Consider the following 24,606-nt stretch of genomic DNA (forward strand, 5'->3'; position numbering starts at 1 on the left):
GCGCAATTTGAGTGCGAGACTTTCCATCTTGAAAATGCGCCAGTGCCAGTAAACGCATCTTCATTTGTATAGACTTTTGCTTACGAGCAAGCGCTGTGAAGTCCGTATTTTTGAAGTCATCCATAGAGTAATCATCAAGTAAGGCTGGGTGGGAACAATTAGACCATATCTTTACTTAGATTGGTATAATAGCCTACCGCTTACGGCTGTATTGCAGGTATTTGCTGAGTAATACAGTGAATATTGCCGCCCCCCAACAAAACTTCGCGGGTGGCAACGCCAACTACCTCTAACTCTGGAAATATGGTTTCTAATATCTGTTGTGCCTGATCGTCGGTGTGCGGGTCAAGCAACGGAAAAATAAGCCGATTGTTAGTTATCAAAAAATTAACGTAAGAAGCCGCCATACGATCACCGGCTCGGCGCGGAATGCTTGAACCAGGCCTAATACCGGCGGCTTCTTGTTGGCTAATATACAAGGGATTAGGCTGAGGTAACTTCCAAATTTTAAGCTGGCGGCCTTTTGCATCACGGGCTTGGCGTAACACCTGATAAGCGGCCTGAGAGCGCGCATATTGTGGATCTTCTTTATCGTCAGTCCAATGTAATATCACCTCGCCTGGGCGCGCAAAACAGGCCATGTTATCAATGTGGCCATCGGTTTCATCTAAGTACACGCCCAGCGGCAGCCAAATAAAGTGGGTAACACCTAAATAGTCTTTAAGCTGCTGCTCTATCTCTTGTTGGGTATAATCAGGGTTGCGGTTTTTGTTAAGTAAGCACTCGGTTGTGGTTAATAATGTGCCTTCACCGTCCACATGAATAGACCCGCCTTCTAACACAATTGGCGCCTTAAACATGGGCAAGTGGTGATGCTTCAGTATGGCACCGGCCATGGCTTGATCTTTTTCCCATGAGTAATACAAACCTTCTTCGTGTCCGCCCCAAGCATTAAAGATCCAACTAATACCAGCCTGCTCGCCTTTGTTATTGATAATAATAGTTGGGCCGGTATCCCGTGCCCAAGCATCGTCACTGTCAATGGCAACCAAATTTACTGAGGGCGGCATAATGGCGTTAGCCAGCGCCATATCTTGTTTCGGCACCGCCATATAGACAGGGGTGGCCACAGCAATGGTCTCAGCAATATGGGCAAAGGTGCGTTGTGCTGGCTGACCTAATTCACGCCAATTATCGGGACGGTGAGGCCAAATCATCCACACGGCTTCTTGTGGTGCCCATTCACCAGGCATATAAAACTCATTAAGCGCGTTCATCAGCGGCTTCCCTTATGTTGGCCATCTGAGGTTTGTAGAGTGGAATACATACCTGGCCGACGATCACGAAATAGCCCCCAACTGGCACGGTTTTTAGCAATGCTGGCTAAGTTAAAGCGGTGCACTAATACGCCCTCCGTGGTTTTATCGAGTTGCTGTACGAGCTCGCCAAACTCATCAGTAATAAATGAACTCCCATAAAAAGTAGTTTCTAGCCCGTCTATATATTTGCTTTTTTCGACACCAATACGATTAGACGCAATCACCGGCACCAAGTTGGCGGCAGCGTGTCCTTGTTGGGTTCGCGTCCAATGTGGTTGACTGTTAATACTCGCATCTTGGGGCTCACTACCAATCGCGGTAGGAAAAAACATCAGCTCAGCTCCCATTAATGCCAAACTGCGTGCCGTTTCTGGGAACCATTGATCCCAACAAATGGCCACACCAATTTTGGCATAACGTGTTTGCCATACTTTAAAGCCGGTGTCTCCGGGCGTAAAAAATTGTTTTTCTTGATAGCCTGGGCCGTTTGGAATGTGCGTTTTACGATATATATCCAATACGCTGCCATCGGCATCAATCACTGCCAGCGAGTTATAAAAAGCATTTCCTGCACGCTCAAAAAAACTAATGGGGAGTACCACAGCAAGCGCTTTGGCAAGTGCTTGAAAATGGTGAATCAAGGAGCTGTTATGAGCTTCTTGGGCTAACGAAAAATGCTCAGGGCTTTGATCGATACAAAAATAGGGTGTTTCAAATAGCTCTTGGATCAAGATAATTTGCGCGCCTTGGGCGGCGGCATCACGCACCAGCTTTTCTGCGCGTTGAATATTTTCATCTCTATTCCAGCTGCACGCCATTTGAGTGGCGGCGACACTAACCATGGTCATGTTCAATTCCTCAACGTAATAAGTGATTGTGAGTCGTAAAGGAACTTGAAAGGCATGATGATGTGAGTCTTTAGTAGACAAAACCATGTTACCCACGAGCCAAGCCGTTCGTATTCTAGCAACTCAAAAATAGAGAGCGCAGTTTGCCTCTAAGCGTAAAATCACGCAATTAGATATTGCGATTTATGCCAAAAAAAACCACCAACCCAAAGTGGGAGGCGGCTATTTATTTTTTGTGTAAAAGTAGGGCTCTCCGATGGAGTTAAAGCACCATGGCGGCTAACCAGCCAAAACCGATAAGCGGAATATTATAGTGAATAAAGGTCGGTACCACTGAGTCCCAAATATGGTCGTGCTGACCATCAGCATTTAAGCCAGAGGTAGGGCCCAGGGTTGAGTCTGATGCGGGCGAGCCGGCATCACCTAGGGCACCCGCTGTGCCAATAATGGCCAAGGCCGCTAGCGGTGAAAAGCCTAGCGCTAAGCATAATGGGGCATAAATAGGGGCAATAATGGGAATAGTCGAAAATGACGAGCCAATACCCATGGTAATCAATAAACCCACCACCAGCATTACTAACGCCGCCAAAGGCTTATTGTCGCCCATGCTTAATTCAACCGCTTGCACCAAGGTACCAATGCCATCAGTGGCTTTAATCACAGCGGCAAAACCTGCAGCGGCAATCATAATAAAGCCAATCATAGACATCATTTTTACCCCTTGGGTAAAGGCATCTTGGCTTTCTTTAAACTTAATGACACCACCAAAGGTGAAAATCATAAAGCCCACCATGGCACCCAATACAATTGAGTTACTATATAGCTGCAGACTTAAGGCGCATAAAATAGCCACCATGGCGATCAGCAAATGCGGCACATTAATTTGTATGTGCTCGGGCTCTACGGCCACAATTTTACTTTCGTCATAAAGGCGAGGCTTGCGATAGGTAAAAAATAACGCAACCAGTAGGCCTAAAAACATGCCAAATACGGGTATGCCCATGGCTATGGGTAGCATAGAGCGAGTGACCTCTACGCCATTTTCAACCATATTGGCCAGTAATACGGTATGCAGGAAAATACCGCCAAAGCCGACGGGTAACATCATATAAGTAGCTGTTAGACCAAAGGTTAATAAGCAGGCAACGGCACGGCGGTCGAGCTTAAGAGAGGCCATTACATGCAGCAGCGGCGGAATTAAAATAGGAATAAAGGCGATATGAACCGGCACTAAGTTTTGCGATGAAACCGCAACCAATAGAATGCTGACCAATAATAACGTCTTAATCCACAGCATGCGGCCAGCGCTGGCGTTTTTGCCCAAGGCTTTAATAATATTAAAAGCCAATAAGTCGGTAATGCCAGAGCGGGCAATAGCCACCGCAAAGGCGCCTAGCATGGCATAACTAAGGGCAATGGTTGCACCGCCCCCCAAGCCACCAGCAAAAGTGTTGGCGGCATCTGTCAGTGATAGGCCTCCTACCATGCCACCTACAATGGCGCTCAGTGTAATGGCAATAACAACGTTAATGCGCAGTAAACTCAGCACCAGCATCAAGCAGACGGCAATAACAACAGGATTCATTGTGTATCCTTACGGTTTTGTGATTTTATAGGGATGAAAGTGAGTATTTTGCGAGTTTAGCGCTGAATGTCGAGCTTTTTTGCCAATATTAACTAGGTTATCTTATTTGTGAGCTTACCCAACGCAATAATAAGCGTATTAGCACAAGTAATGCCATCTTTGCTGGTATTTTAAGCAGATAAGCAAAGATTGCACTTGGCTCCCCTTGGGTTTCAGCTTGCTCGCCCATATACTAGTAAATGAGCGTATGGTTTCTTGTAAACCTATATAGTGTAATCACCAAGGAGATAGACATGAGCGTATTGGTAGGCCGTCAGGCCCCTGACTTTACCGCTGCAGCTGTACTGGGCAATGGCGAAATCGTTGAAAACTTCAACCTAAAAGAGTTCACCAAAGGTAAAGCAGCTGTGCTGTTTTTCTATCCGCTGGACTTTACTTTTGTATGTCCTTCTGAGTTGATCGCATTTGACGATCGCTTTGCTGACTTTCAAGAGCGCGGCGTAGAAGTGATCGGCGTGTCCATCGATTCTCAGTTTAGCCACAATGCATGGCGCAACACCAGTGTTGATAACGGCGGTATTGGCCAGGTTAAATACCCACTGGTTGCTGATATTAAACACGAAATTTGTCAAGCATACGACGTTGAGCATCCAGAAGCCGGTGTTGCTTTCCGTGGTTCTTTCTTAATTGATGCCAACGGCCAAGTTCGCCACCAAGTAGTGAACGATCTGCCTTTAGGTCGTAACATCGACGAAATGCTGCGTATGGTTGACGCACTTCAGTTCCACGAAGAGCACGGTGAAGTATGCCCTGCACAGTGGGAAAAAGGTAAAAAAGGTATGGAAGCATCAGCCGAAGGCGTTGCTAAGTATCTGACCGAAAACGTAGGTGACGTTAAGCGTTAATTCGCTTATCGCTTCCCTAAATTAAAAAATGCCGGCATCTGTCGGCATTTTTGTTTTGGGTGAGTCAAAAAATATGAGATCGACAAAACGGCCAAAAAAATCCCACGCCGCAGCATGGGAATTGAGGTAAACACCGCTTTATTCATAGCTGACCGCTTATAGCGTAAGGCTGACAGCTAACTCACAGAGTTATGCGGTTTCTGGCTCGCGCAGTAAGGTGAGTAGAGCTTGGGCGTGCTCACTGGCTTCGCGACCAATGTCGGTTAAGTAACCGCCATCTTCTAACGTGATCAGGCCTTTACTATGTAGTGATTTAGCCGCTGCAATTAGGCTTGCATCAGCGTCTTGATGAACTTTAATGCCTTGTTGTGTGGTATCTAAATTGAAATGCAATAAAAAGTTTAATTCGTTGAGTAAGTCTGGATGATAGCGCATATAAGAATCCTCAATTAAAATAACCACTTCACGTTAGCCTGTTCTTACTATGGTGGTTGCGTGTTGGATCACAATTAATACTTTTATCATTAAAAATACATATTTGCCCATTTAAAAGGATGTTTACTGCTATGACTGCCATTTTTATCCATGACGCCCAGTTTGCCATTAGTGAGCAAGATCACTTAAGCATTCAACAACTTGAACTTCAAGTGGGGCAGTGCTGGAGCTTTGTCGGCGCCAATGGCAGTGGCAAAACCTCACTGGCCCGCGTGTTAGCCAACGAGCTGCCGACAATAAAGGGTGACGTAGACAATCGCTTTCAGCGCATAGAGTGGGTGTCGTTTGAGCAATTACAGACACTGGCCGATCGTGAGCGCGAACAAGATGACAGTGACTTACAAGACCATGTTGATCATGGCCACACTGCTCGTGAAATCATACAAGAGCAGCCTATCAATAACACCGAGCTTGAGGCATTAGCCGAGCGCTTTGGCATTAGTGCATTGCTTGACCGTGCTTTTCGTTATTTGTCCACTGGCGAAACTCGCAAAGTGTTACTGTGCCGTGCTTTATTACAAGACCCCGACTTACTCATCTTAGACGAGCCCTTCGACGGCTTAGATGTGGATGCCCATGCCGATTTAACGCAACTTTTACAAGAGCGGGTTGCTGCGGGGCAAACTTTAGTGCTTATTTTAAATCGGTTAGAAGAGCTGCCCGACTTTAGTGATCACCTAGGCGTTTTAACCGAGTGTGAATTAAATATGGCGGGCTTGCGTTGCGACATTGAAGCCTCTGCAGAGCTGGCGCAGCTGAGTCATTTATCTGCTGTGGAAGCGGCAACACAAGCGCTGCCGCCTGCCGATCCTGATGCCAAACGTCGTACATTAGATAACGACACACCGCGTATTGTAATGCGTGATATGCAAGTGAGCTATGGCGATAAGCGTATTCTTGATGGCTTAAACTGGCAGGTAAACCCAGGCGAACACTGGCAAATCGTGGGGCCTAATGGGGCAGGCAAATCAACCTTACTCAGTTTAGTCACCGGTGATCACCCTCAAGGATACAGCAACCACCTTGTGCTATTTGGCCACAAACGTGGCAGTGGCGAAAGTATTTGGGATATAAAACAGCACATTGGTTATGTTAGCAGCAGTATGCAGCAAGACTACCGCGTGACTTCTACGCCCAAAGCGGTGATTTTATCCGGCTTTTTTGACTCTATTGGTGTGTATCAGCAACCCGGCAGCACCCAACTGGCATTGGCAGATCAGTGGCTAACCTTACTTGGCATGAGCCATCTCGCCAATGAGCCATTTCGACACTTATCCTATGGGCAACAGCGCTTATTACTGATTGCTCGTGCCATGGTAAAGCATCCGCCTATTTTGATCCTCGATGAGCCACTGCAAGGGCTAGACAGCTTTAATCGCTATTGGGTGAAGCGCTGGATCGATTTATTAGTGGCAGAAGGGGGCACTCAGTTATTATTTGTTTCTCACCATGAGCAAGACGCGCCAACTTGTATTAGTCACCGTTTAGTTTTTGTGCCAGCAGAGCATGGCTATCACTACCAGATAACAGATATTACATTAGCATCAGCTTAATAGGCTAATAAAACGCAAGCAGCGCCACTTTTATCATTTGTTGGATCATCGCCCATGTTAAATATGAACTTTAACCAATCTATTGCCATCCATAATCAAGCTGATAACTGGCAAGCTTCACCCGCCAACGGCGTGTGGCGTTATCCATTAGAGCGTGAACAAGCGGAAAGTGGCCATGTCACAAGTTTAGTGCGCTTTGATGCCAACTCTTACTTTCCTGAGCATCTTCACCCATTAGGGGAAGAGTTTTGGGTATTAGAGGGGACTTTTTCAGATGAAAGTGGTGACTACCCCGCAGGCAGTTATGTGCGCAACCCACCGGGCAGCCGCCATCGCTCCTTTACTCGCGATGGCTGTATGATTTTTGTAAAGCTGAATCAGTTTTCAGCCCAAGACAACCAATGGGTTAAGGTGTTGCCTGAGTCATCACAGTGGCAACGGAGCCTGCAAGGCTACCAGTGCTTGCCTTTGCATAGCTTTGACGGTGTGCACACTTGTGTGCTGCATTTTACACAAGCGGGTGTATTGCCGGTTGATGGCTACAAAAATGGGTTAGAAATACTGGTACTAGCAGGCAGCGTGACCGAGGGTGATAAGACGTACCCACGGTTAAGTTGGTTGCGTTTTGCTCCCAGCAATAGACCTCACTTACAGCTCGCACCTCATACTCAGTTATGGGTAAGAAGCGGTCATTTAGCTGACATATCTTAATAATAAAACGGCCCGACATCTGCTGTCGGGCCGTTTTTTCCATTAGCACCTAAGCTGCCCGTTACTACAAACAGTCGACACCGAAATATGAAGAATAGACAGGAGGCATTGCCGTAGCCAACCGTCAAATGCCAGGGACGGCATTTGACGAGCGCCGATGGGGCGAGCTTGTCTCGCCGTGACGAATTGTTTCTGCCTGACCGAACGTCCAGTGAATGTTCGCAGTAGGCAGAAACGATGAGTGTCATCAAACCAAGCGAGTTGGAGAAGGCAAGCCTGCTGGCTATTCCATACACTATGACATTTTACAAACTTGTGACTAAGAAACAGCTTGATCTGTTTCGATAGGGCCCAGTGGCCAACCGCCCAGCTTTTTCCAACGGTTTACAATCAAACAAAACAGCTCAGCGGTCTTTTGCGTATCATACAAAGCACTGTGCGCTTCTTTGCCATCAAATTTCATGCCCGCTGCTTTACAGGCCTTAGCCAATACTGTTTGCCCAAGAGCAAGGCCGGCAAGACTTGCGGTGTCAAAGGTAGCAAAAGGGTGAAAAGGATTACGCTTAAGCTCTGCGCGTTCAGCTGCCGCCATAACAAAACCATGATCAAAGGCCGCATTGTGCGCCACCATAATGGCGCGTTGGCATTTGTTGGCTTTTAAACCTTTGCGAATGCCCTTAAAAATATGATCCAAGGCTTCGCGCTCGGTAACGGCACCGCGCAAGGCGCTGTGGGGATCAATACCGGTAAAGGCGAGGGCGGCGGGCTCAAGGTTTGCCCCTTCAAACGGCTCAACATGAAAATGAAACGTCTGATCAGGCACCAGCCAACCATTGCTATCCATTTTGAGCGTAATCGCGGCAATTTCTAGCAACGCATCGGTTTTGGCATTAAAGCCGCCAGTTTCTACGTCGATCACCACCGGATAATAACCCCGAAAGCGTTCGTTAAGCTGAGTTAAAGCTGCTGATTCCGTCATTGTTGTCCTAATTAGCCTGAAAAACTGGGTCGCTATTATGCCAGACTCACAGCACATCGTCGCCTATCTCGCCGAAACAGTGGTTTATTAGCGACAAAAACTACAAAGTGATGCAATTATGTGCAAGCGGCGCTGTTTATTAAAAAAAACATTGCACCTTTAGTCTCGCTTGCCTACTATACGCCCCGCTGAACAAGCAATAGCTTGTAAGCAAACAATGTGGTGAGGTGGCCGAGTGGCTGAAGGCGCACGCCTGGAAAGCGTGTATACGGAAACGTATCGAGGGTTCGAATCCCTCCCTCACCGCCATATTTATCAAAAAAGCCCTGTTAGCTAGCAGGGCTTTTTTGTGTCTGAAATTCCACTTTTTCATAAACCTTCTTAATACCAGCCTAAGCTCTTATCCATAAACTCTTTTCATATTTGCTCGCTATTTTTGTGGCTGAGTATTCCGTGACTGGCGTTATTGACATCTAGGGCACTTTGGCGGCTTGGGCTTTCATAGAATAATTGCGTAGCAGCTGTACAAACTCGCTGGTTTCTCGGTCTAACGAGGACTCATGTATTAGTAAGTCGTAACCATATAGCTGTCTCATGTGACACATACGATGACCGAGCATCGCAATAGCGCCAGAGTAATGCTGGCCATTTTCTGAGCGATAGTGATCATCTTCTATTAACCAGTCATGAAATTGATGGCGCTCAATCACACCATAACGCCTTGCTAAGGCTAACAAAGGCCGCTGCTCAGTTAATATATGCACCGCTAAGCGGGGCGTCATAAAAGAGAGAATTTCATCAATATCACGAACTTTAATGCCCACATAAGGCAGCTCAACCTGATCGATACCGCGGGTTAAGTTTGGCTGCCCAATGCGAAATATATTGCTCCAATGCAGGCTCCAGCCGCCTATTTTGTGATGGAAGTGCAAATGTTCGTGACTGAGCGAGAAACTATAACGCGGTTCATGTAGTTTAAGCGCACCTAATATCGCCATCACCATGCAGGCTAAAAACAAAAATATCACCACAAGCTGAGCACGGCCGTCTAACCAATAGCCAATAAGCAGTATTAGTGGCATCAATATTAAGCCTGCCAGCATGAGTGCTAAGCCGTTATGGCGCGACATGGGGGCTATGTGTTGAGTTTCTTGCACTGTGTCTCCCATTTAACAGCGAGTTCCATTACAGTAATCATACACATAGACACAGCAAGAGGTAATCATGTCTACCGCTACATCTTCCGCTATTAGCGTAATGCGCCACCACAGATCGATTCGTAAGTTTACCGAGCAAGCCCTGACCGATGACCAGCGCAGTGCTATTTTGGCCTCGGCTCAAGCCGCTCCTAGCTCTAGTTTTTTACAAGCATCCACAGTGATCCGCATTAGCTCTGCTGAATTAAGAGAGCAGGTGATGGCCTTGTGTGGCAATCAGGCGTATGTAGGCAGTGCGGCTGAGTTTTGGGTATTTTGTGCCGATTTTCACCGTCACTTACAATGGGTGCCCGAGGCAAAAACCGGTTTTGCCGAACAGTTATTAATTGGCGCCATTGATACCGCGCTTATGGGGCAAAATGCCTTAACTGCCGCTGAGTCTTTAGGCTTAGGTGGGGTATTTATAGGTGCTGTGCGTAATCAGCCTCATGCCTTGAGTGATTTATTACAGTTGCCTAAAGGGGTGATCCCGTTATTTGGACTTTGTATGGGCCATCCAGCTCAAGACCCAGAGCCTAAGCCGCGTTTACCTGCAAACTTAGTCTTGTGTGAAAATCACTATCCTGCCAAGTTTGATGAAGCACACATGCAAGCATACGATGAGCAAGTGCGTCATTATTATCGCACCCGTACTGGGGGTAAAAAAGAAATGAGTTGGACGGGCCAAATAGGCGACACCTTAGCGAAAGAAGCGCGTCCTTTTATGCTGGAATTTTTACAGCAGCAAGGCTTTTGCATCCGCTAACCGGTATTTGCAGCGGTTTGTGCCACATCGACTCCCATGGCTTCGCCTGCGGCCACCACGTGCCACCTCATGTATGGTGGCACCCGTATAAATGCCCATGGCAGCCTTGCTCATCTCTAATAAGGGATAAAAGCGAGCATACAAACATAGCATGGTGCCAAAAATAACCACAGTGCCAACCGCCACTTAGTGTGTTGTGGCTTGGCGCGCACCACAGGCCCAGCCGCCTTTTCTTACAAAAGTCCAAGCCTGGCTGCCAGTGGCCATTAGTTAGCTTAGGAACAAGGTTTAACACGCAGCAGACAATTATGTTAATCTGACTCAATAGTTAAGAAATTAAAGCCATTTAACGGTTAACTCTTTGTGTACTCGGCGGTCTATTTATGGGCATGTTAGAAACCTTATTGTGGCAAGTGTGGGATTACTCTGCGATGCCGTTACTTTTTTTATTCGGCTTTATCGGGGTGTCGATTGGCGCTTGCTTACTACTAATATGGATAGGAAAGCGACGCCGTTGAGGGGAGTTTTATTGACTGAGATCAAGCTTCTTATTATTACACCGGCGTATGCTAAGTGAACATTAGCCATGTCAGTTATTGCTAATGGATGTCACCTAACATCACTTTACTTCTTTGGTTTATATGAGTTTGACTGGTCTTAATGGCCAGTTTTTTTTGCTCGTTATCGAGTACCTCACGAAATCAGTGTAATGGCACACGTCTTTTATTATGCGCTTGAGCAATAAGGTAGGCGCCTGTGATACTTCTCGGCTTGTTTTGTGTTATACAATAACAAGAGACAATCTAGCTTGCGCACAAGAAAAAGTGACTTAGATGCTGGTAAACATTGTTTGATGAGCAAAGCTTAATCTTGAGCGCAACGCCATGCAGGGGTATGATGCCCGCCGTTGAAAATGGCAGGTTCGCCTAAAGTGAGGTGGAGATGAATATCTTTATCATGCGTCATGGGCAAGCGGCGCCTAAAGTATCTACCGATGCTTTGCGCCCGTTAACCGACCAAGGTAAAAGTGAAGTGTGCCTAATGGCGCAGTGGCTAGCCGCCCAAGTTTCTAAGTTTGATTATGTGCTAGTTAGCCCGTATCTACGTGCTAGCCAAACGTGGCAGCAGGTATCGCAATATATTTCTGCCACAGTGGTAGAAAACTGCCCTGAGCTAACGCCAGACGCCGATGCCGATATAGCGGCCAGCGTGCTATTAGCCTACGGTGACTTAGCCCCCGAATGCCATGTGTTGGTAATCAGTCACATGCCCATGGTGGGCTTGCTGGTTGAAAGCTTGTGCCCTGCGATTATGGCGCCGATTTTTGTCACCTCAGGTGTGGCTAAAGTGTCCTTTGGCCAAGGGGGGGCAGGGGTGTTTGATTGGTTAGAAGGGCCGCATAATATTCAAAACCATTATCCGCCTCGTGTTCCGGAATTAAAAACGCTACGCTAACTGCTTATCTAGGCCAACATAGCAGATACCAATCACACCGAGCTTATGCTCGGTGTTTTTGTTGGGGCTGTCCGAACTCTGATTAAGGTTCAATTTTTAACAGCACTAACAAAGCGGCGTCGCCGCCCCAACCGCGCGTAGCCTGATGAAAAGCCAGCACTTGTGGGTGCTGTACTAGCCACATGGGTAATTTTTTCTTTAAAATATTTTTACCGTGGCCATGCATAATAGACACACACTGTACATGCTGGCGCTTAGCGGCCAATAATAAAGCAGAGATTTCTTCTTTCGCTTGCTCTTGCGTTAGGCCGTGTAAGTCTAAAAAAAACTCAGGGGGGTAATCACCGCGGCGTAACTTTTTTAGCTCATAGGCAGAAGTATGGGGCTCACGATAGCGAGTGGGCCCTTCTTGATCTAAATAAGGTTCATAAACATCAGAAAAAGGGTGCGCTTCGGCCCTATCTTTGCGTACCATTTGCAGCCGCGTTTTCACCTTGAGCGGCGAACGGGGCGGACTTATGGTATCCTGCTTTATTTTGCGGACACCCTGCACCGCTGCTTTAAAGAGCGCGTGATCATCATCTTCTGAGAAGGAGGTGGGGGTCATGAGTGTATTTTCCGTAATATTTGATTATCAAAATAGCCATCTTAACGAGGCGGAGGGGTTTTGGACACGCTTTTTAATGAAGAAGCACTCATAGAGCTGCACACAATAGGCGACTGGCTGCGTTATTCCGTGAGTCACTTTCAACAAGCTGGCCTGTTTTATGGCCACGGCACCGATAACGCATGGGACGAAGCCGTGCAATTAATCTTGCCCTTGCTGCACCTACCACAAGGGTGTCCGCCGCAAATACAAAATGCCCGTTTGCTTACTCACGAGCGCGCATTATTATTTGATGCGCTTAAACTGCGAGTAGAGCAGCGTATTCCTACACCCTATATTACCCATACCGCTTGGTTTGCCGGTTATGAGTTTTATGTAGATGAACGTGTGCTTATTCCGCGCTCACCCATCGCCGAGTTAATTGACGCGCGCTTTGCCCCTTGGCTAGCACTAGAGCCTAAGCGTATCATGGACTTGTGCACAGGTTCAGCCTGTATTGCCATTGCACTTGCACATTGTTTTCCTGATGCAGAAGTAGATGCGCTCGATATCTCTCGTGATGCACTGGATGTGGCAGAAATAAACATTCATAACCACGGGTTAGAGCAGCAAGTTACCCCGATTGAATCTGACATATTCTCGGCACTGCCAAGCGGTGATAAATATGATCTTATCGTGGTTAATCCGCCCTATGTAGATGAAGAAGACATGAGCGACTTGCCTGAAGAGTTTCAGCACGAGCCTGAACTGGCATTAGCATCCGGCTTTGATGGGCTAGACTTTACGCGCCGCTTACTGGCAGAGGCTTGTGACTTTTTATCTGACGACGGGCTGTTAGTGTTGGAAGTGGGTAATAGCCAAATTCATATGCAAGAGGCGTATCCAGACTTACCCCTAACTTGGATTGATTTTGAGCATGGCGGCCATGGTGTTTGTGTGATCAGCCGTGGCGACTTAGCGCCATTTCAGCAACAGTTTTAATTATTAAAAAGGAACCTACTTATGGCAGGGAACAGTATTGGCACCCTTTTTCGTGTTTCAACCTTTGGCGAAAGCCACGGCATTGCTCTAGGTGCCGTGGTAGATGGCGTGCCGCCAGGTATTGAGCTGTGCGAAGCAGATTTGCAACACGATCTTGACCGTCGCAAACCTGGTACCTCGCGTTTTACTACCCAGCGTCGAGAAGGCGATGTGGTTAAAATATTAAGTGGTGTATTTGAAGGTAAAACCACAGGTACCTCTATTGGGTTGTTGATTGAAAATACCGATCAACGCTCAAAAGATTACTCCAATATCAAAGACTTGTTTCGTCCAGGGCATGCTGATTATACCTACCATCAAAAATACGGTATTCGTGATTACCGTGGTGGTGGCCGCTCTTCTGCCCGCGAAACTGCCATGCGCGTGGCGGCGGGGGCCATTGCTAAAAAAGCCTTGGCCAAATACGGCGTGTCTATTTTTGCGCATCTTACGCAACTGGGCCCCATTAAAGCTGAGGCCTTCGATAAGAGCTTGATTGAAACTAATCCGTTCTTTTTTGCCGATGCCAATAAGCTAGACGATCTTGATCAATATATGCGCGACTTGAAAAAAGAAGGCAACTCCATTGGTGCCAAAATTCAAGTGGTCGCCCAAGGTGTACCGGTTGGGTTAGGTGAGCCAGTGTTTGATCGCCTCGATGCCGATATTGCCCACGCGCTAATGGGCATTAACGCAGTAAAAGGCGTAGAAATTGGCGACGGCTTCGATGTAGTCGAGCAAAAAGGCTCCGAGCACCGTGACGAAATGCAACCAAATGGCTTTGCCAGCAACCATGCCGGCGGTATTTTAGGCGGCATATCTAGCGGCCAAGACATAGTGGCCAGCATTGCACTTAAGCCCACCTCTAGCATTACCGTGCCAGGCCAAACCATAGACACCGAAGGCGAGCCGGCAGAGTTGGTGACCCGTGGTCGTCACGACCCGTGTGTGGGTATTCGTGCGGTGCCCATTGCCGAGGCCATGTTGGCCATTGTGTTGCTTGATCATTTAATGCTAAATCGCGGCCAAAACGCCGAGGTGTTTACCCAAACCCCTAAACTGCGCTAAGTAAGGCTCAGTGGGAGCGGGAAGTTAAGCAAAACTAACTATCTAGTTTGTAGAGGCCGCAACCGCCAGTTGTGGCTTCTTCGGTGAGCTCTTTTACTTCCAGCTTCCAGCTGCTCTTCCCCTAATATTAAAGGCCGTGTAATGTCATTTTGCTATTCTGATCTGATAACGGTGTTTAACCACTGTTTTGCCCAAAGCCATAACACACGTTTGGTGCGTGGCGAAGATGAGCCCATTTACTTGCCGGCTGATCCTCACTGTGACTACCATCGCATTGTGTTTGCTCATGGTTACTTTGCCAGCGGCTTGCATGAAATTGCCCACTGGCTGATTGCCGGAGAGGCACGCCGCTTGCAAGAAGACTATGGCTACTGGTATTGCCCAGATGGCCGAGACAGTGCCCAGCAGCACGAATTTGAAACGGTAGAAGTTAAACCTCAAGCTATTGAATGGGCATTGTCACTATGCTGCGGTTTTCATTTTAATGTCAGTTGCGACAATTTGAATGGCACAGTCGAACCCGACCGTCATCAGTTTAAAGCCTTGGTAAAAGCGCAAGCACTACGCTATGTCGCTCAAGGGTTTAATACCCGTACCCAAACACTCATGCAAGCACTACAACAGCATTATGGCCAAGGGCCGTTAACGGCTGCAAGCTTTGAGGAATAATTAGAAAGGTTTGTATCTGCAGTTTTTAAAAAATAATTACTGTAAACTGTGGCGCAAATACAACATATGACGGGTAATCAACCCAGAATTTGAGGCGTAATCATGGATATTTTTGAATTTGAACGACGCTTACTCACCGATATTGACAGTAATATTGCGAGTGCAACCGACGACCAACTCTTTGCCGGTGGCTATTTGCGCGGGCATATCACCTTGTCGGTAGCGCAATGTGAAATAGAGGGGCGCACCCATGTACGCGATGTAAAAGCACGGGTTAACAACAGCCTAAATCAAGCTATTTTAAACGGCGAGCTCAATAGCGAAGATCAAACCTTGGTGGAATCATTTTGGACCGAGCTGGTTGCCAAAGTAGAACAAACCCGTGCCTAAGAGAAAGGGGACTGGAAGCGAGTAATAGTCACGGGGCGTCACGGCTTGAGTGTGAATTTCCGGTCTCTAATCATTATTGCGAGAAGTACAGCGACCTGGTAACTCCTCTTATAGAAGCTGTGTGACATGTTTGTCTTTTGATAGTAGAAGTCGTTGGTTATACATATAAAAAGGAGCCTTGCGGCTCCTTTTATGCGATCTTGTTTCTTACCAACTTAACTTAAGATAATGCCACGCTTGCGCAATTCAGTTATTACTAACTCTGCGGCCTCATCGGCACTGAGGTTAGCGGCGTCCAAATGAATTTCGGGCGCTTCTGGAGTTTCGTAGGCTGAGTCGATACCGGTAAAGTTTTTCAACTCTCCGCTGCGGGCTTTCTTATATAAGCCTTTTACATCACGCTCTTCGGCAATGGCGAGAGGCGTATCAACAAATACCTCTATAAACTCCCCGTCAGCTAATTGCTCACGAGCCATACGGCGCTCGGCTTTAAACGGCGAAATAAAGGCGGTGAGCACAATTAAACCGGCATCCACCATTAACTTAGACACTTCACCCACACGACGAATGTTTTCTACGCGGTCGGCATCGGTAAAACCCAAGTCTTTATTTAAGCCATGGCGGACGTTATCGCCATCTAACAAATAGGTGTGATTGCCTAAAGCGTGCAGTTTCTTCTCAACCAAGTTGGCAATGGTTGATTTGCCCGCACCGGATAAACCGGTAAACCATAACACGCTTGGGGTTTGGCCTTTGGTTAGTGCGCGGGCTTGCTTGTTAACATCTACGTGTTGATAGTGAATATTCTGACTGCGACGCAGCGCAAAGTGCAGCATGCCTGCGGCCACTGTGGTGTTGCTTAAGCGGTCAATTAAAATAAAGCCACCGGTGTCTTTGTTGGTTTTATAATCATCAAAGGCAATGGCGCGGTCTAGGCTTAAATTACACACCCCAATACCGTTCAGCTCCAGCTGCTTAGCTGCGGTGTGCTCTAGGGTGTTAACGTTAACCTGATATTTAATATCGGTAATGCTGGCGGTGACGGTTTGCGTACCTACTTTTAGTAAGTAAGGGCGACCGGGCAGCAGGGCGGCTTCATTCATCCACACCAGCGTGCTTTCAAACTGATCGGCAGTTTCTGCCGGAGCCTGTGCAATAGAGATCACATCGCCCCGCGAAATATCAATTTCGTCTTTTAGTGTTAAGGTCACCGACTGGCCGGCAATGGCCTGCGCTAAATCGCCATCGTAGGTCACAATGCGTGCCACTTCACTTTCTTTACCTGATGGTTGTACGCGAATGCGATCCCCTGATTTTACTACGCCGCTGGTAATGGTGCCCGAAAAGCCCCGAAAATCCAGGTTAGGGCGGTTAACCCACTGCACCGGTAATCTAAAGGGCGCGCTTTGCATATGGGCATCATTAATTTCGACGGTTTCTAAAAACTCCATCAAGGTCGTGCCTGCATACTGAGGCGCAGAAAACCAAGGAGTATTGGCACTTTTAGTGACAATATTGTCGCCTTTAAACGCCGATAGCGGCAGATAAGTCACATTGGTTAAACCAAGCTGCTCAGCAAACTGCCCGTACTCTGCCACTATGTCGTCAAAGCGTGCTTGTGAGTAGTCCACCAAATCCATTTTATTAATGGCCACCACAATATTACGAATGCCCAGTAACGACATTAAATAACTGTGACGACGAGTTTGGGTCAAAATGCCTTTACGGGCATCGACCATTAAAATAGCTGCATCGGCAGTAGACGCACCGGTCACCATGTTACGGGTGTATTGCTCGTGACCTGGGGTGTCGGCGACAATAAACTTACGTTTTTCGGTGGCAAAAAAGCGATAGGCCACATCAATGGTAATGCCTTGCTCGCGCTCAGCCGCTAAGCCGTCCACCAATAAGGCGAAGTCCATGTCTTCACCTTGGGTGCCCCATTTTTGCGAGTCGGCTTCCATGGCCGCTAGCTGATCTTCAAACAGCATTTTAGATTCAAACAACAAACGACCAATCAGGGTACTTTTGCCGTCATCCACACTGCCGCAAGTAATAAAGCGCAACAAACTCTTTTGTTCATGAGCCTTTAAATATTCTTCAATATTCGTTTCAAGTAACGTCGTTTCGTTCATCATTGTTCTCTTTAAAGCTATAAGCCGTCAGCTATCAGCTGTCAGATAAACAGTTAGCTGGCGGCGTTTGATTTATTGATGTGATCAACCCGCTGATCATCTTGGATATTTCTCTTGTCTCTGCTAGCCACTGCTGGCCTAGCTCGGCATCGATATAATCAATTTCCATACCGATATAAATTTGTGTCCGCAGCTCGGCGCATGAACTCCTAGAGATAACAAGAAAATGCACTTTGTCTTTGTCAGTTCGTCGTGTCATGCCCTCAGCAATATTGCTAGGAATAGACAATCCAGAGCGAGTAACTTGGTCACGAAAGCTAAAGTCTCTCAGCTCTTGAAAGTGCTTATATAAGGCTGCAGAGAGCTTAATGGAACGCTGCCACACTTGAAGTTTTTCAAAGTTCATATTGCCACCACTTTGTACGCTTAAACTTCAAGCATAGCTGCTCACTTCGTGATAACTGTTTTTCTGGTTTTAACTGACAGCTGTTTTTTCCTGTTTTAACTGAAAGCTGATAGCTGACAGCTTAAAGCTGAAGGTTACTTCTGACGCGAAGCGTCAGAAGTAACCTTCCTGTTTCTTTTTCTCCATAGACGCCGCTGAGTCGTGGTCGATCATGCGACCTTGGCGCTCAGAGGTTTTGGTGAGCAGCATTTCTTGAATAATCTCTGGCAGCGTGGTGGCTTCTGACTCCACCGCCCCGGTGAGCGGGTAGCAGCCTAGGGTTCTAAAGCGCACATTTTTCATCATCGGCACTTCACCTTCATCCAATGGCAAACGCTCGTCATCCACCATAATTAAGGTGCCATCACGCTCAACCACTGGGCGAGGTGCTGCTAAGTACAAAGGCACAATTGGAATATTCTCTAGGTGGATATACTGCCAAATATCAAGCTCGGTCCAGTTAGAAAGCGGAAAGACGCGCATTGACTCGCCTTTGTGCTTACGGGCGTTATACAGCTTCCACAGCTCTGGGCGCTGGTTTTTAGGATCCCAACGATGTTGCTCGGTACGAAACGAAAAAATACGCTCTTTAGCACGGGATTTTTCTTCATCGCGGCGTGCACCACCAAAGGCGGCATCAAAACCATATTTATCTAGCGCTTGCTTTAAACCTTCGGTTTTAGTCACATCGGTATGAATCGCTGAGCCATGAGTGAAGGGACTAATGTCTTGTTCAATGGCGTCTGGGTTAGTGTGTACCAGTAACTTAAGGCCTAGCTTTTCTACCATTTGATCACGAAAGGTATACATCTCGCGAAACTTAAAGCGAGTATCTACATGCAATAGCGGAAACGGTGGCAGAGAGGGATAAAAGGCTTTCATGGCCAAGTGCAGCATTACGGCACTGTCTTTACCAATAGAGTAGAGCATGACCGGGTTATCGGCCTCTGCTACTACTTCGCGCATAATGTGGATACTTTCGGCTTCAAGCCGTTGCAGGTGTGTCAAGTTCATTAGTGATATCACTCTCAATTATAGACTACTCTAATAGCTAAATGTTCTAAATAATATATATATCCAGTTTATTTGATATATGCGTGCAATGATAGTCCTGCTAAAGAGCGAGTGGTTATATATGACAGCATATTGGGTATTAGCATCCATAGAGCTTTGTTAGCATTGCTGATCCAAGGCCGTGTGTCTGCAGCAGTGCTATTCACCAGTTGGGCCGTAGGCTTGGTGTTATTGAGGGTAACAGGGCAGCAAGCCTTGCTGAGTAGTTTTTCTAATTCTGCCCTTGTAACCTTAATTGTACTGATGCTGGTCTCGCTGGTGCTAGAGCGCTCCCCCTTGTTAGATCATCTATCTAATACTTTACTAAAAGGGCGAGAGTCGATGGCCAGCTTACAGTTAATGGGGGTAACGTCATTTTTATCGGCTTTTTTAAATAACACCGCCGTAGTGGGCTCTTTGTTAGGTGTCATGGCGCGCCAGCGGCACATACCCGCCTCACGTCTGCTTATTCCACTATCTTATGCGTCAATTTTAGGCGGCATTACTACCTTGGTGGGCACCTCAACTAATTTAGTGATCAATTCGTTTGTGATCAATGCTGGATTAACGCCATTGGGCATGTTTTCATTCACGTTAGTGGGCTTGCCGGTTGCGTTAATCTGCATGGGAGCCTTGTTATTTAGCACGCGCTGGCTGCCTAGGCATCAGGCATTAGATAAAGATGCCGCGCAATCGTATTTTCTAGAAGCGCAAGTTATGGCTCATTCACCACTCATAGGCCAGAGCAGAGAAGAGAATCAATTACGTAATTTAAATGGCTTATTCTTACTGGAAATTGTCCGCCATGATCGATTGCTTAGCCCTGTTTCTCCTGACGAAGTGCTAGAGCAGGGGGATGTCTTGGTTTTTACCGGCGAAGTAGAAAAGGTACAAACACTGTAGCGCTTTTCTGGGTTGCAATTATTTGGCGATCAGGCCGATCGCCTATTAGCGTCTAATTTAGTTGAGGTGGTGATCAGTCACGAGTCTGAACTGCCTAAACGCACTTTGCGCGAAGTAGACTTTAGAAGCTTGTTTAATGCCGGTGTAGTAGGTATTCGCCGAGGCAAACCTCCCCGTTTTAGGAACAGAGCAGTCAAGTCGATTAATAAACAGCCAAACAGTTAACCAGAGATTGCATTCATTATTATCTTTGCTACACTGGCGTTTCTTCGATGGTGGCCCCGTTGGTCCTCTCGCATCGGAATCTTGTTTACTAGGTCAGGCCCGGAAGGGAGCAGCCAAAGCAGGAATCTTCGAGTGCCGGGATGCGGCTGGCGGTGGTCACCTCCAATCTCAAAATCTTGTTGCTTACACCATAAGCTGACAAATCTTTAGTAATACCTGACATAAATTGCACCATAAGCTGACATAGTCTACCTTTGTAGTAACAAAACTACAAAAAGGTGGTTTTATGTATCGGCGCAGATTAAAACATTCTCCAGTAAAAAATCTCTTTCGCTTCGCAAGCGGTAAGACTCAATCTGTCCTTACGGTTGAATCGGCTCTTGAGTTTGATACCTGCTTCCATCTTGAGTACTCCCCAGAAATAACCTCCTTTGAAGCTCAGCCAGAAGGCTTTTACTACAGCTTTGAGGGTAAGCGTTGCCCGTACACCCCTGACTTTAAAGTTCATCATCAAAAAGATGGAGAACAGTTTATTGAAGTCAAACCCCTATCTAAAGTACTAAAAGAAGATTTTCGTACACGTTTTCAAGCTAAGCAGTATGCTGCACGTGATGCAGGGATTACCTTGCTATTGGTAACTGAACGTCAAATTCGTGTTTATCCGATTTTAAACAATCTGAAACTGCTACACCGTTACTCAGGTTTTCAATCAATCACTGAGGTACACCTTCGTATACTCGAATTTGTTGAAAGGCATGGTATGACTTCTCTGCTGAATTTAGCACGATCAACGGGAATAAAAGAGGGTGAGCTACTAAGTACTACACTATCGCTAATTGCTACAAACAGACTTGCTACCAACCTACTTGAACAGAGTTTCTGCCTTGACTCTGAAGTGTGGGAGGCTATATGAAAGGGGTTAATTTGACTCAGGGGTTCTTCTATGATGAATATCCTCTCGATGAAGCCATATCTGTTACTGATAATCAGCCACTTGAGCCTGTAAAGGTCTCTAGAGATTTAGCAAGCTACCCTGCGGAAGTACAAGCTGAAGTTAATAGGCGGCTGGCTTATTTGACATGGGTTGAAAAGCGGCTGGACGGTGGTTGGACGCAAGCGCGTCTGGAACCTTTATTAGATCAGGCCTCAATAGAGCTAGGCATTGAGCCTCCAAACTGGAGGACTCTAGTAAGATGGCGAACAAAATACTCCAACTCTGAGTTTGCGCTTTCTTCACTGATCCCTAAGTATGGTAATAAAGGCAATCGGATAACAAAAAGTGATAGCAGGGCAGAAAAATTTTATGAGCAAGCGCTTAAACGCTTTTTGGTACAAGAGAGGCCTTCAGTTGCTGCTGTTTATCGTTTTTACGCGGATTCTATACGAATAGCCAACCAAGAGCTGATTGAAAGGCCAATAAAGGCGTTATCTTATAGTGGGTTCTATAATCGAATCAAAATGTTACCGGCTTATGATGTTACGGTAGCTCGTCATGGAAAATTTATCGCCGACACAAAGTTTAATATGATTGGCACTCATATACCTCCTAAACGCGTACTTGAGCGAGTGGAAATTGACCACACTCCACTCGACCTGATCCTGCTTGATGACGAACTTGATATCCCATTAGGAAGACCATGCCTTACTGTTCTTATAGATAGCTACAGTCATTGTATTACTGGATTTTATATCGGGTTTGAGGGGCCGAGCTTTAATTCAGTACGAAAAGCTTTGCTTAACGCTATTAAACCAAAGGCTTATGTTCATAAAAAATATCCGGCTATCGAGAATGACTGGCTATGTAGCGGTAAGCCAGAAACGCTAGTTGTGGATAATGGAGCTGAGTTTTGGAGCCAAAGCTTGGAGTTAGTATGTCTAGAGCTAGGTATTAATGTGCAATACAATCCAGTACGAAAACCGTGGCTAAAGCCGATGATAGAGCGACTATTTGGCAGTATTAACAGTAGTCTATTGACCAATATACCAGGTAAGACGTTTTCTAATCTTCTTAAAAAGGAAGAATATCATCCTAATAAAGACGCCATTATGCACTTTTCAACTTTTGTTGAGCATTTTCATCAGTGGGTTATTGACCTATACCATCAGAATGCTGATTCGAGAAAGCGCTATATCCCTGCATTATCTTGGAAGAAAGGCTATGAGTATTTACCTCCGGCTCAGGTTGCTGATGAAGATCTCTGTAAGTTAGAAGTTATCATTGGTTTAGCTAGTCAGCGACAACTTAGACGTGGTGGCATTCATATTTACAATTTGCGCTACGACTCTGAAGAGCTATCTTCATATCGTAAAAACTATGCGTATGAAAAGCAATCGCCAAAGGTTCTGATTAAAATCAATCCTGATGATATTTCATCCATCTATGTATTTTTAGATAAACTAAAAAAGTACCTTCAAGTCCCCTGTGTAGACCGCGTTGGTTACACACATGAGTTAAGTCTCCAACAACACTTCATTAACTGCCGTTTGCATAAAAGCTTTATTGATAGTGCATTGGACTTAGACAGTTTGGCTAGAGTTAGAATGAAGCTACATGAACGCATTAAACAAGAAGTGGCAGAGTTAAAGAGTATAGGTACAAAAAGAAAGTCGCAGTCAAGCATGTCGCGATTGGCTAAGCACCAACAAGTAGGCAGTGGAGAAAAAGGCACTGTGATTGAGCAACCCCTACCTAGAGAACTGTCAAAGCCGAAGAGTGAAAAAGATAATTTAATCAACCAAATAGATGAGTGGGATGATTATGTCTCAGAGTTTGATGGTTACTGAACGAATCTTATCACCGGAACAGGAAAGTCGGCTACGTCGCTTTGTATGTTGTTTCGTCGAGCAGCCCATAGTGAGTGAAATTTATGATGATTTTAATAGGTTACGTTACAACCATCGTTTGGGAGGTGAGCAGCAATGTATGTTGATCACAGGCGACACGGGTTGTGGTAAGTCACTGCTAGTTAAAAACTATCAGCGGCAGTTTTCAGGGGTAGAGGAGATGTGTGGCGGATATCCGTATCGGCCTTTACTTATCAGCCGTATTCCTAGCAAACCTACACTGAGTGCCACTATCATCGAGCTGCTTAAAGATCTCGGTCAAGCTAGTAGTATCTATCGTAAGGGAAGAAGCTCTGATCTTAGCCTCACTGAAGCCTTAATTAAGTGCTTGGTTCGTTGTAAAACAGAACTTATTATTATTGATGAATTTCAGGAGTTGGTAGAATTCAAAAGTGGTGAGAAGCGTAGTGAGATAGCTAATCGCCTTAAGCTGATCAGTGAAAAAGCACGAGTTCCTATCGTTTTGGTCGGCATGCCTTGGGCTGAAAAAATTACAGAAGATCCACAGTGGGCATCGCGGTTAATGACTCGAAGACTACTCCCTTACTTCAAACTCTCAGAAGACCCAGAAAACTTTATCCGCTTTCTAATGGGGCTCGCTAAAAAAATGCCTTTTACAGAGCTTCCAAAGCTAGAAAAACAGCATACAGTCTTTGCACTTTTTTCTGCTTGTGGCGGTTGCTTGCGCACTCTGAAGCACTTGCTTGATGAAGCAGTTAAACAGGCGCTATTGGCTGATGCTCAGACGCTGACGAGCGAACATCTTAGTAAATCTTTCTCGTTGTTTGAACCCACCAAGGTGAACCCGTTTTTGCAGAAGTTAGAAGAACTGCAAGCGAGAGAGGTAAAACACTATTCCCGTTATAACAGTGGCGCCTCTTATGCTGAAGATGCATTGATCCCGACCCAATTTGGGGAGCGAGTACCAATTTCTATGTTGATTAAAAAATCTTAGCACTTCTTAAGCTAAGGAATCCTTAGTACACTTATCTTGGCTATACTAAGAGAATCTTAGCTATCTATCTAAACGGGATAGCTTATGTATTCAACACTCCCAAAGCGGCTTAAGGCAGCACGTCTAAAAAATCAGCTGACACAACGTCAGCTGGGTGTTCACCTTGGCATGGATGAAAATACAGCGAGTGCTCGGATGAATCAGTATGAAAAAGGTAAGCATTCCCCCGACTACCAAACTATGCAACGATTGGCTAAAGTGCTAGATGTTCCTGTAGCTTATTTCTACTGTGAAGATGACCTTTTGGCTGAGCTACTCTGTGCTATTGCTAAGAAACCGCGAGCAGAGCAAGAAAAGTTATTAAAACTTCTTTCTGATGATAACAATTTGCTACCTAGCGGTAACTGCTCTGGCTAATTGCTCAAGCTTCTCTTTGTCGATAGACTCACATCAAACTTATCCAATTGAATTTGCAATTTC

At 46.1% G+C, this 24,606-nt stretch carries 27 protein-coding genes, 1 tRNA gene and 1 other RNA gene; 18 read left to right on the forward strand and 11 right to left on the reverse strand.

The features are described 5' to 3' along the window. Positions 1–200: 200 nt before the first annotated feature. From aguA to J3U76_RS06980, 3 genes are all read right to left on the reverse strand, one after another. Positions 201–1,277, reverse strand: coding sequence for an agmatine deiminase (gene aguA, locus J3U76_RS06970; protein ID WP_208005229.1), 1,077 nt, complete (start codon positions 1,275–1,277; stop codon positions 201–203). Further along, positions 1,277–2,167, reverse strand: coding sequence for an N-carbamoylputrescine amidase (gene aguB / locus J3U76_RS06975; protein WP_243454122.1), 891 nt, complete (start codon positions 2,165–2,167; stop codon positions 1,277–1,279). The genes aguA and aguB overlap by 1 nt, the downstream gene beginning before the upstream one ends. Positions 2,168–2,429: 262 nt before the next feature. After that, a complete protein-coding gene (locus tag J3U76_RS06980; protein WP_208005231.1) occupies positions 2,430–3,752 on the reverse strand; it encodes a Na+/H+ antiporter family protein in 1,323 nt (440 codons plus the stop codon). Positions 3,753–4,045: 293 nt separating this feature from the next. Here J3U76_RS06980 and J3U76_RS06985 point away from each other — a divergent pair, with 293 nt between their 5' ends. Then, positions 4,046–4,657: a peroxiredoxin C gene (locus J3U76_RS06985; protein ID WP_208005233.1), complete on the forward strand. Its 612-nt coding sequence runs from the start codon at positions 4,046–4,048 to the stop codon at positions 4,655–4,657. Between the two features lie 189 nt (positions 4,658–4,846). Here the strand turns inward: J3U76_RS06985 and J3U76_RS06990 are convergent, their stop codons facing one another. Further along, the gene (locus tag J3U76_RS06990) at positions 4,847–5,092 is read right to left on the reverse strand and encodes a TIGR02647 family protein (RefSeq protein WP_208005235.1); all 246 of its coding nucleotides are present in this window, start codon (positions 5,090–5,092) and stop codon (positions 4,847–4,849) included. 131 nt (positions 5,093–5,223) lie between these two features. On the opposite strand from J3U76_RS06990, the gene modF reads away from it, so the two are divergent. Then, positions 5,224–6,705 carry a molybdate ABC transporter ATP-binding protein ModF gene (gene modF, locus J3U76_RS06995; RefSeq protein ID WP_208005238.1) on the forward strand — a complete coding sequence of 494 codons (1,482 nt, stop codon included), beginning with the start codon at positions 5,224–5,226 and terminating at the stop codon, positions 6,703–6,705. 54 nt (positions 6,706–6,759) lie between these two features. Then, the gene (locus J3U76_RS07000; RefSeq protein ID WP_208005240.1) at positions 6,760–7,416 is read left to right on the forward strand and encodes a cupin domain-containing protein; all 657 of its coding nucleotides are present in this window, start codon (positions 6,760–6,762) and stop codon (positions 7,414–7,416) included. 319 nt (positions 7,417–7,735) lie between these two features. On the opposite strand, the gene rnt is transcribed toward J3U76_RS07000, so the two are convergent. Next, on the reverse strand, positions 7,736–8,395 hold the full coding sequence (rnt, locus tag J3U76_RS07005; protein ID WP_208005242.1) for a ribonuclease T: 660 nt from the start codon (positions 8,393–8,395) through the stop codon (positions 7,736–7,738). A gap of 221 nt (positions 8,396–8,616) precedes the next feature. On the opposite strand from rnt, the gene J3U76_RS07010 reads away from it, so the two are divergent. Next, a tRNA-Ser gene (locus J3U76_RS07010) sits at positions 8,617–8,704 on the forward strand. Between the two features lie 164 nt (positions 8,705–8,868). Here J3U76_RS07010 and J3U76_RS07015 read toward each other — a convergent pair. Continuing rightward, positions 8,869–9,552, reverse strand: a complete 684-nt coding sequence (locus J3U76_RS07015) for a DUF2982 domain-containing protein (RefSeq protein WP_341534317.1) — start codon at positions 9,550–9,552, stop codon at positions 8,869–8,871. Positions 9,553–9,619: 67 nt separating this feature from the next. Between J3U76_RS07015 and nfsA the strand changes: the two genes are divergently transcribed. Continuing rightward, positions 9,620–10,357, forward strand: coding sequence for an oxygen-insensitive NADPH nitroreductase (nfsA, locus tag J3U76_RS07020; RefSeq protein ID WP_208005244.1), 738 nt, complete (start codon positions 9,620–9,622; stop codon positions 10,355–10,357). Here the strand turns inward: nfsA and J3U76_RS14715 are convergent. After that, complete coding sequence (locus J3U76_RS14715) at positions 10,328–10,543, reverse strand: putative sulfate exporter family transporter (protein WP_208005245.1); 216 nt, start codon at positions 10,541–10,543, stop codon at positions 10,328–10,330. The genes nfsA and J3U76_RS14715 overlap by 30 nt on opposite strands. Before the next feature lie 203 nt (positions 10,544–10,746). On the opposite strand from J3U76_RS14715, the gene J3U76_RS14450 reads away from it, so the two are divergent. Together J3U76_RS14450 and sixA are read left to right on the forward strand one after the other, a co-directional pair. Next, positions 10,747–10,875, forward strand: coding sequence for a TIGR02808 family protein (locus J3U76_RS14450; RefSeq protein WP_279382279.1), 129 nt, complete (start codon positions 10,747–10,749; stop codon positions 10,873–10,875). Between the two features lie 424 nt (positions 10,876–11,299). Further along, positions 11,300–11,812 carry a phosphohistidine phosphatase SixA gene (sixA, locus tag J3U76_RS07035; RefSeq protein WP_208005247.1) on the forward strand — a complete coding sequence of 171 codons (513 nt, stop codon included), beginning with the start codon at positions 11,300–11,302 and terminating at the stop codon, positions 11,810–11,812. 82 nt (positions 11,813–11,894) lie between these two features. Here sixA and smrB read toward each other — a convergent pair whose 3' ends face one another. Further along, the gene (gene smrB / locus J3U76_RS07040; RefSeq protein WP_208005249.1) at positions 11,895–12,419 is read right to left on the reverse strand and encodes an endonuclease SmrB; all 525 of its coding nucleotides are present in this window, start codon (positions 12,417–12,419) and stop codon (positions 11,895–11,897) included. Between the two features lie 60 nt (positions 12,420–12,479). Here smrB and prmB point away from each other — a divergent pair, with 60 nt between their 5' ends. The 4 genes from prmB to J3U76_RS07060 all read left to right on the forward strand — a co-directional run bounded on the left by prmB (position 12,480) and on the right by J3U76_RS07060 (position 15,566). Beyond that, entirely contained in the window at positions 12,480–13,400 is a 921-nt protein-coding gene (gene prmB / locus J3U76_RS07045) for a 50S ribosomal protein L3 N(5)-glutamine methyltransferase (RefSeq protein WP_208005253.1), read from the forward strand. A gap of 21 nt (positions 13,401–13,421) precedes the next feature. Then, a complete protein-coding gene (gene aroC / locus J3U76_RS07050; RefSeq protein ID WP_208005256.1) occupies positions 13,422–14,507 on the forward strand; it encodes a chorismate synthase in 1,086 nt (361 codons plus the stop codon). A gap of 141 nt (positions 14,508–14,648) precedes the next feature. Beyond that, positions 14,649–15,176, forward strand: a complete 528-nt coding sequence (locus tag J3U76_RS07055) for an elongation factor P hydroxylase (protein ID WP_208005257.1) — start codon at positions 14,649–14,651, stop codon at positions 15,174–15,176. Positions 15,177–15,278: 102 nt separating this feature from the next. Next, complete coding sequence (locus J3U76_RS07060; RefSeq protein WP_208005258.1) at positions 15,279–15,566, forward strand: YfcL family protein; 288 nt, start codon at positions 15,279–15,281, stop codon at positions 15,564–15,566. 215 nt (positions 15,567–15,781) lie between these two features. On the opposite strand, the gene cysN is transcribed toward J3U76_RS07060, so the two are convergent. From cysN to cysD, 3 genes are all read right to left on the reverse strand, one after another. After that, the gene (gene cysN / locus J3U76_RS07065) at positions 15,782–17,704 is read right to left on the reverse strand and encodes a sulfate adenylyltransferase subunit CysN (RefSeq protein WP_341534318.1); all 1,923 of its coding nucleotides are present in this window, start codon (positions 17,702–17,704) and stop codon (positions 15,782–15,784) included. A gap of 31 nt (positions 17,705–17,735) precedes the next feature. Then, the gene (locus tag J3U76_RS07070) at positions 17,736–18,107 is read right to left on the reverse strand and encodes a four helix bundle protein (RefSeq protein WP_208005259.1); all 372 of its coding nucleotides are present in this window, start codon (positions 18,105–18,107) and stop codon (positions 17,736–17,738) included. Positions 18,108–18,260: 153 nt separating this feature from the next. Continuing rightward, positions 18,261–19,160 (reverse strand): sulfate adenylyltransferase subunit CysD, encoded by a 900-nt coding sequence (cysD, locus tag J3U76_RS07075; protein WP_208005262.1) that lies wholly within the window; start codon positions 19,158–19,160, stop codon positions 18,261–18,263. Positions 19,161–19,271: 111 nt separating this feature from the next. On the opposite strand from cysD, the gene J3U76_RS07080 reads away from it, so the two are divergent. From J3U76_RS07080 to J3U76_RS07105, 7 genes are all read left to right on the forward strand, one after another. Continuing rightward, positions 19,272–20,102, forward strand: coding sequence for an SLC13 family permease (locus tag J3U76_RS07080; protein ID WP_341534319.1), 831 nt, complete (start codon positions 19,272–19,274; stop codon positions 20,100–20,102). A gap of 12 nt (positions 20,103–20,114) precedes the next feature. Next, a complete protein-coding gene (locus J3U76_RS14455; protein ID WP_243454123.1) occupies positions 20,115–20,327 on the forward strand; it encodes a TrkA C-terminal domain-containing protein in 213 nt (70 codons plus the stop codon). A 57-nt stretch (positions 20,328–20,384) separates the two neighbouring features. Next, an RNA gene (gene ffs / locus J3U76_RS07085) (signal recognition particle sRNA small type) lies at positions 20,385–20,482 on the forward strand. A 131-nt stretch (positions 20,483–20,613) separates the two neighbouring features. Continuing rightward, positions 20,614–21,240, forward strand: a complete 627-nt coding sequence (locus J3U76_RS07090) for a TnsA endonuclease N-terminal domain-containing protein (RefSeq protein WP_208005264.1) — start codon at positions 20,614–20,616, stop codon at positions 21,238–21,240. Beyond that, on the forward strand, positions 21,237–23,111 hold the full coding sequence (locus tag J3U76_RS07095) for a Mu transposase C-terminal domain-containing protein (protein ID WP_208005266.1): 1,875 nt from the start codon (positions 21,237–21,239) through the stop codon (positions 23,109–23,111). Before J3U76_RS07090 ends, J3U76_RS07095 begins: the two co-directional genes overlap by 4 nt. Before the next feature lie 70 nt (positions 23,112–23,181). Continuing rightward, entirely contained in the window at positions 23,182–24,126 is a 945-nt protein-coding gene (locus J3U76_RS07100; protein WP_208005269.1) for a TniB family NTP-binding protein, read from the forward strand. An 84-nt stretch (positions 24,127–24,210) separates the two neighbouring features. Further along, entirely contained in the window at positions 24,211–24,543 is a 333-nt protein-coding gene (locus J3U76_RS07105; RefSeq protein WP_208005271.1) for a helix-turn-helix domain-containing protein, read from the forward strand. Positions 24,544–24,606 lie beyond the last annotated feature (63 nt).

The sequence above is a fragment of the Oceanisphaera pacifica genome (genome assembly GCF_017498065.1).
GTDB lineage: Bacteria > Pseudomonadota > Gammaproteobacteria > Enterobacterales > Aeromonadaceae > Oceanimonas > Oceanimonas pacifica.

Bases quoted from the DNA above. Each gene is read 5' to 3' on its own strand.
- J3U76_RS06980 (WP_208005231.1), bottom strand. From the start codon at position 3,752: ATGAATCCTGTTGTTATTGCCGTCTGCTTGATGCTGGTGCTGAGTTTA.
- J3U76_RS06990 (WP_208005235.1), bottom strand. From the start codon at position 5,092: ATGCGCTATCATCCAGACTTACTCAACGAATTAAACTTTTTATTGCAT.
- J3U76_RS07105 (WP_208005271.1), top strand. From the start codon at position 24,211: ATGTATTCAACACTCCCAAAGCGGCTTAAGGCAGCACGTCTAAAAAAT.
- aroC (WP_208005256.1), top strand. From the start codon at position 13,422: ATGGCAGGGAACAGTATTGGCACCCTTTTTCGTGTTTCAACCTTTGGC.
- J3U76_RS07060 (WP_208005258.1), top strand. From the start codon at position 15,279: ATGGATATTTTTGAATTTGAACGACGCTTACTCACCGATATTGACAGT.
- modF (WP_208005238.1), top strand. From the start codon at position 5,224: ATGACTGCCATTTTTATCCATGACGCCCAGTTTGCCATTAGTGAGCAA.
- aguA (WP_208005229.1), bottom strand. From the start codon at position 1,277: ATGAACGCGCTTAATGAGTTTTATATGCCTGGTGAATGGGCACCACAA.
- smrB (WP_208005249.1), bottom strand. From the start codon at position 12,419: ATGACCCCCACCTCCTTCTCAGAAGATGATGATCACGCGCTCTTTAAA.
- J3U76_RS07070 (WP_208005259.1), bottom strand. From the start codon at position 18,107: ATGAACTTTGAAAAACTTCAAGTGTGGCAGCGTTCCATTAAGCTCTCT.
- aguB (WP_243454122.1), bottom strand. From the start codon at position 2,167: ATGACCATGGTTAGTGTCGCCGCCACTCAAATGGCGTGCAGCTGGAAT.
- nfsA (WP_208005244.1), top strand. From the start codon at position 9,620: ATGTCTACCGCTACATCTTCCGCTATTAGCGTAATGCGCCACCACAGA.
- rnt (WP_208005242.1), bottom strand. From the start codon at position 8,395: ATGACGGAATCAGCAGCTTTAACTCAGCTTAACGAACGCTTTCGGGGT.
- J3U76_RS14450 (WP_279382279.1), top strand. From the start codon at position 10,747: ATGTTAGAAACCTTATTGTGGCAAGTGTGGGATTACTCTGCGATGCCG.
- J3U76_RS07090 (WP_208005264.1), top strand. From the start codon at position 20,614: ATGTATCGGCGCAGATTAAAACATTCTCCAGTAAAAAATCTCTTTCGC.
- J3U76_RS06985 (WP_208005233.1), top strand. From the start codon at position 4,046: ATGAGCGTATTGGTAGGCCGTCAGGCCCCTGACTTTACCGCTGCAGCT.
- sixA (WP_208005247.1), top strand. From the start codon at position 11,300: ATGAATATCTTTATCATGCGTCATGGGCAAGCGGCGCCTAAAGTATCT.
- J3U76_RS07055 (WP_208005257.1), top strand. From the start codon at position 14,649: ATGTCATTTTGCTATTCTGATCTGATAACGGTGTTTAACCACTGTTTT.
- J3U76_RS07000 (WP_208005240.1), top strand. From the start codon at position 6,760: ATGTTAAATATGAACTTTAACCAATCTATTGCCATCCATAATCAAGCT.
- J3U76_RS07095 (WP_208005266.1), top strand. From the start codon at position 21,237: ATGAAAGGGGTTAATTTGACTCAGGGGTTCTTCTATGATGAATATCCT.
- cysN (WP_341534318.1), bottom strand. From the start codon at position 17,704: ATGATGAACGAAACGACGTTACTTGAAACGAATATTGAAGAATATTTA.
- cysD (WP_208005262.1), bottom strand. From the start codon at position 19,160: ATGAACTTGACACACCTGCAACGGCTTGAAGCCGAAAGTATCCACATT.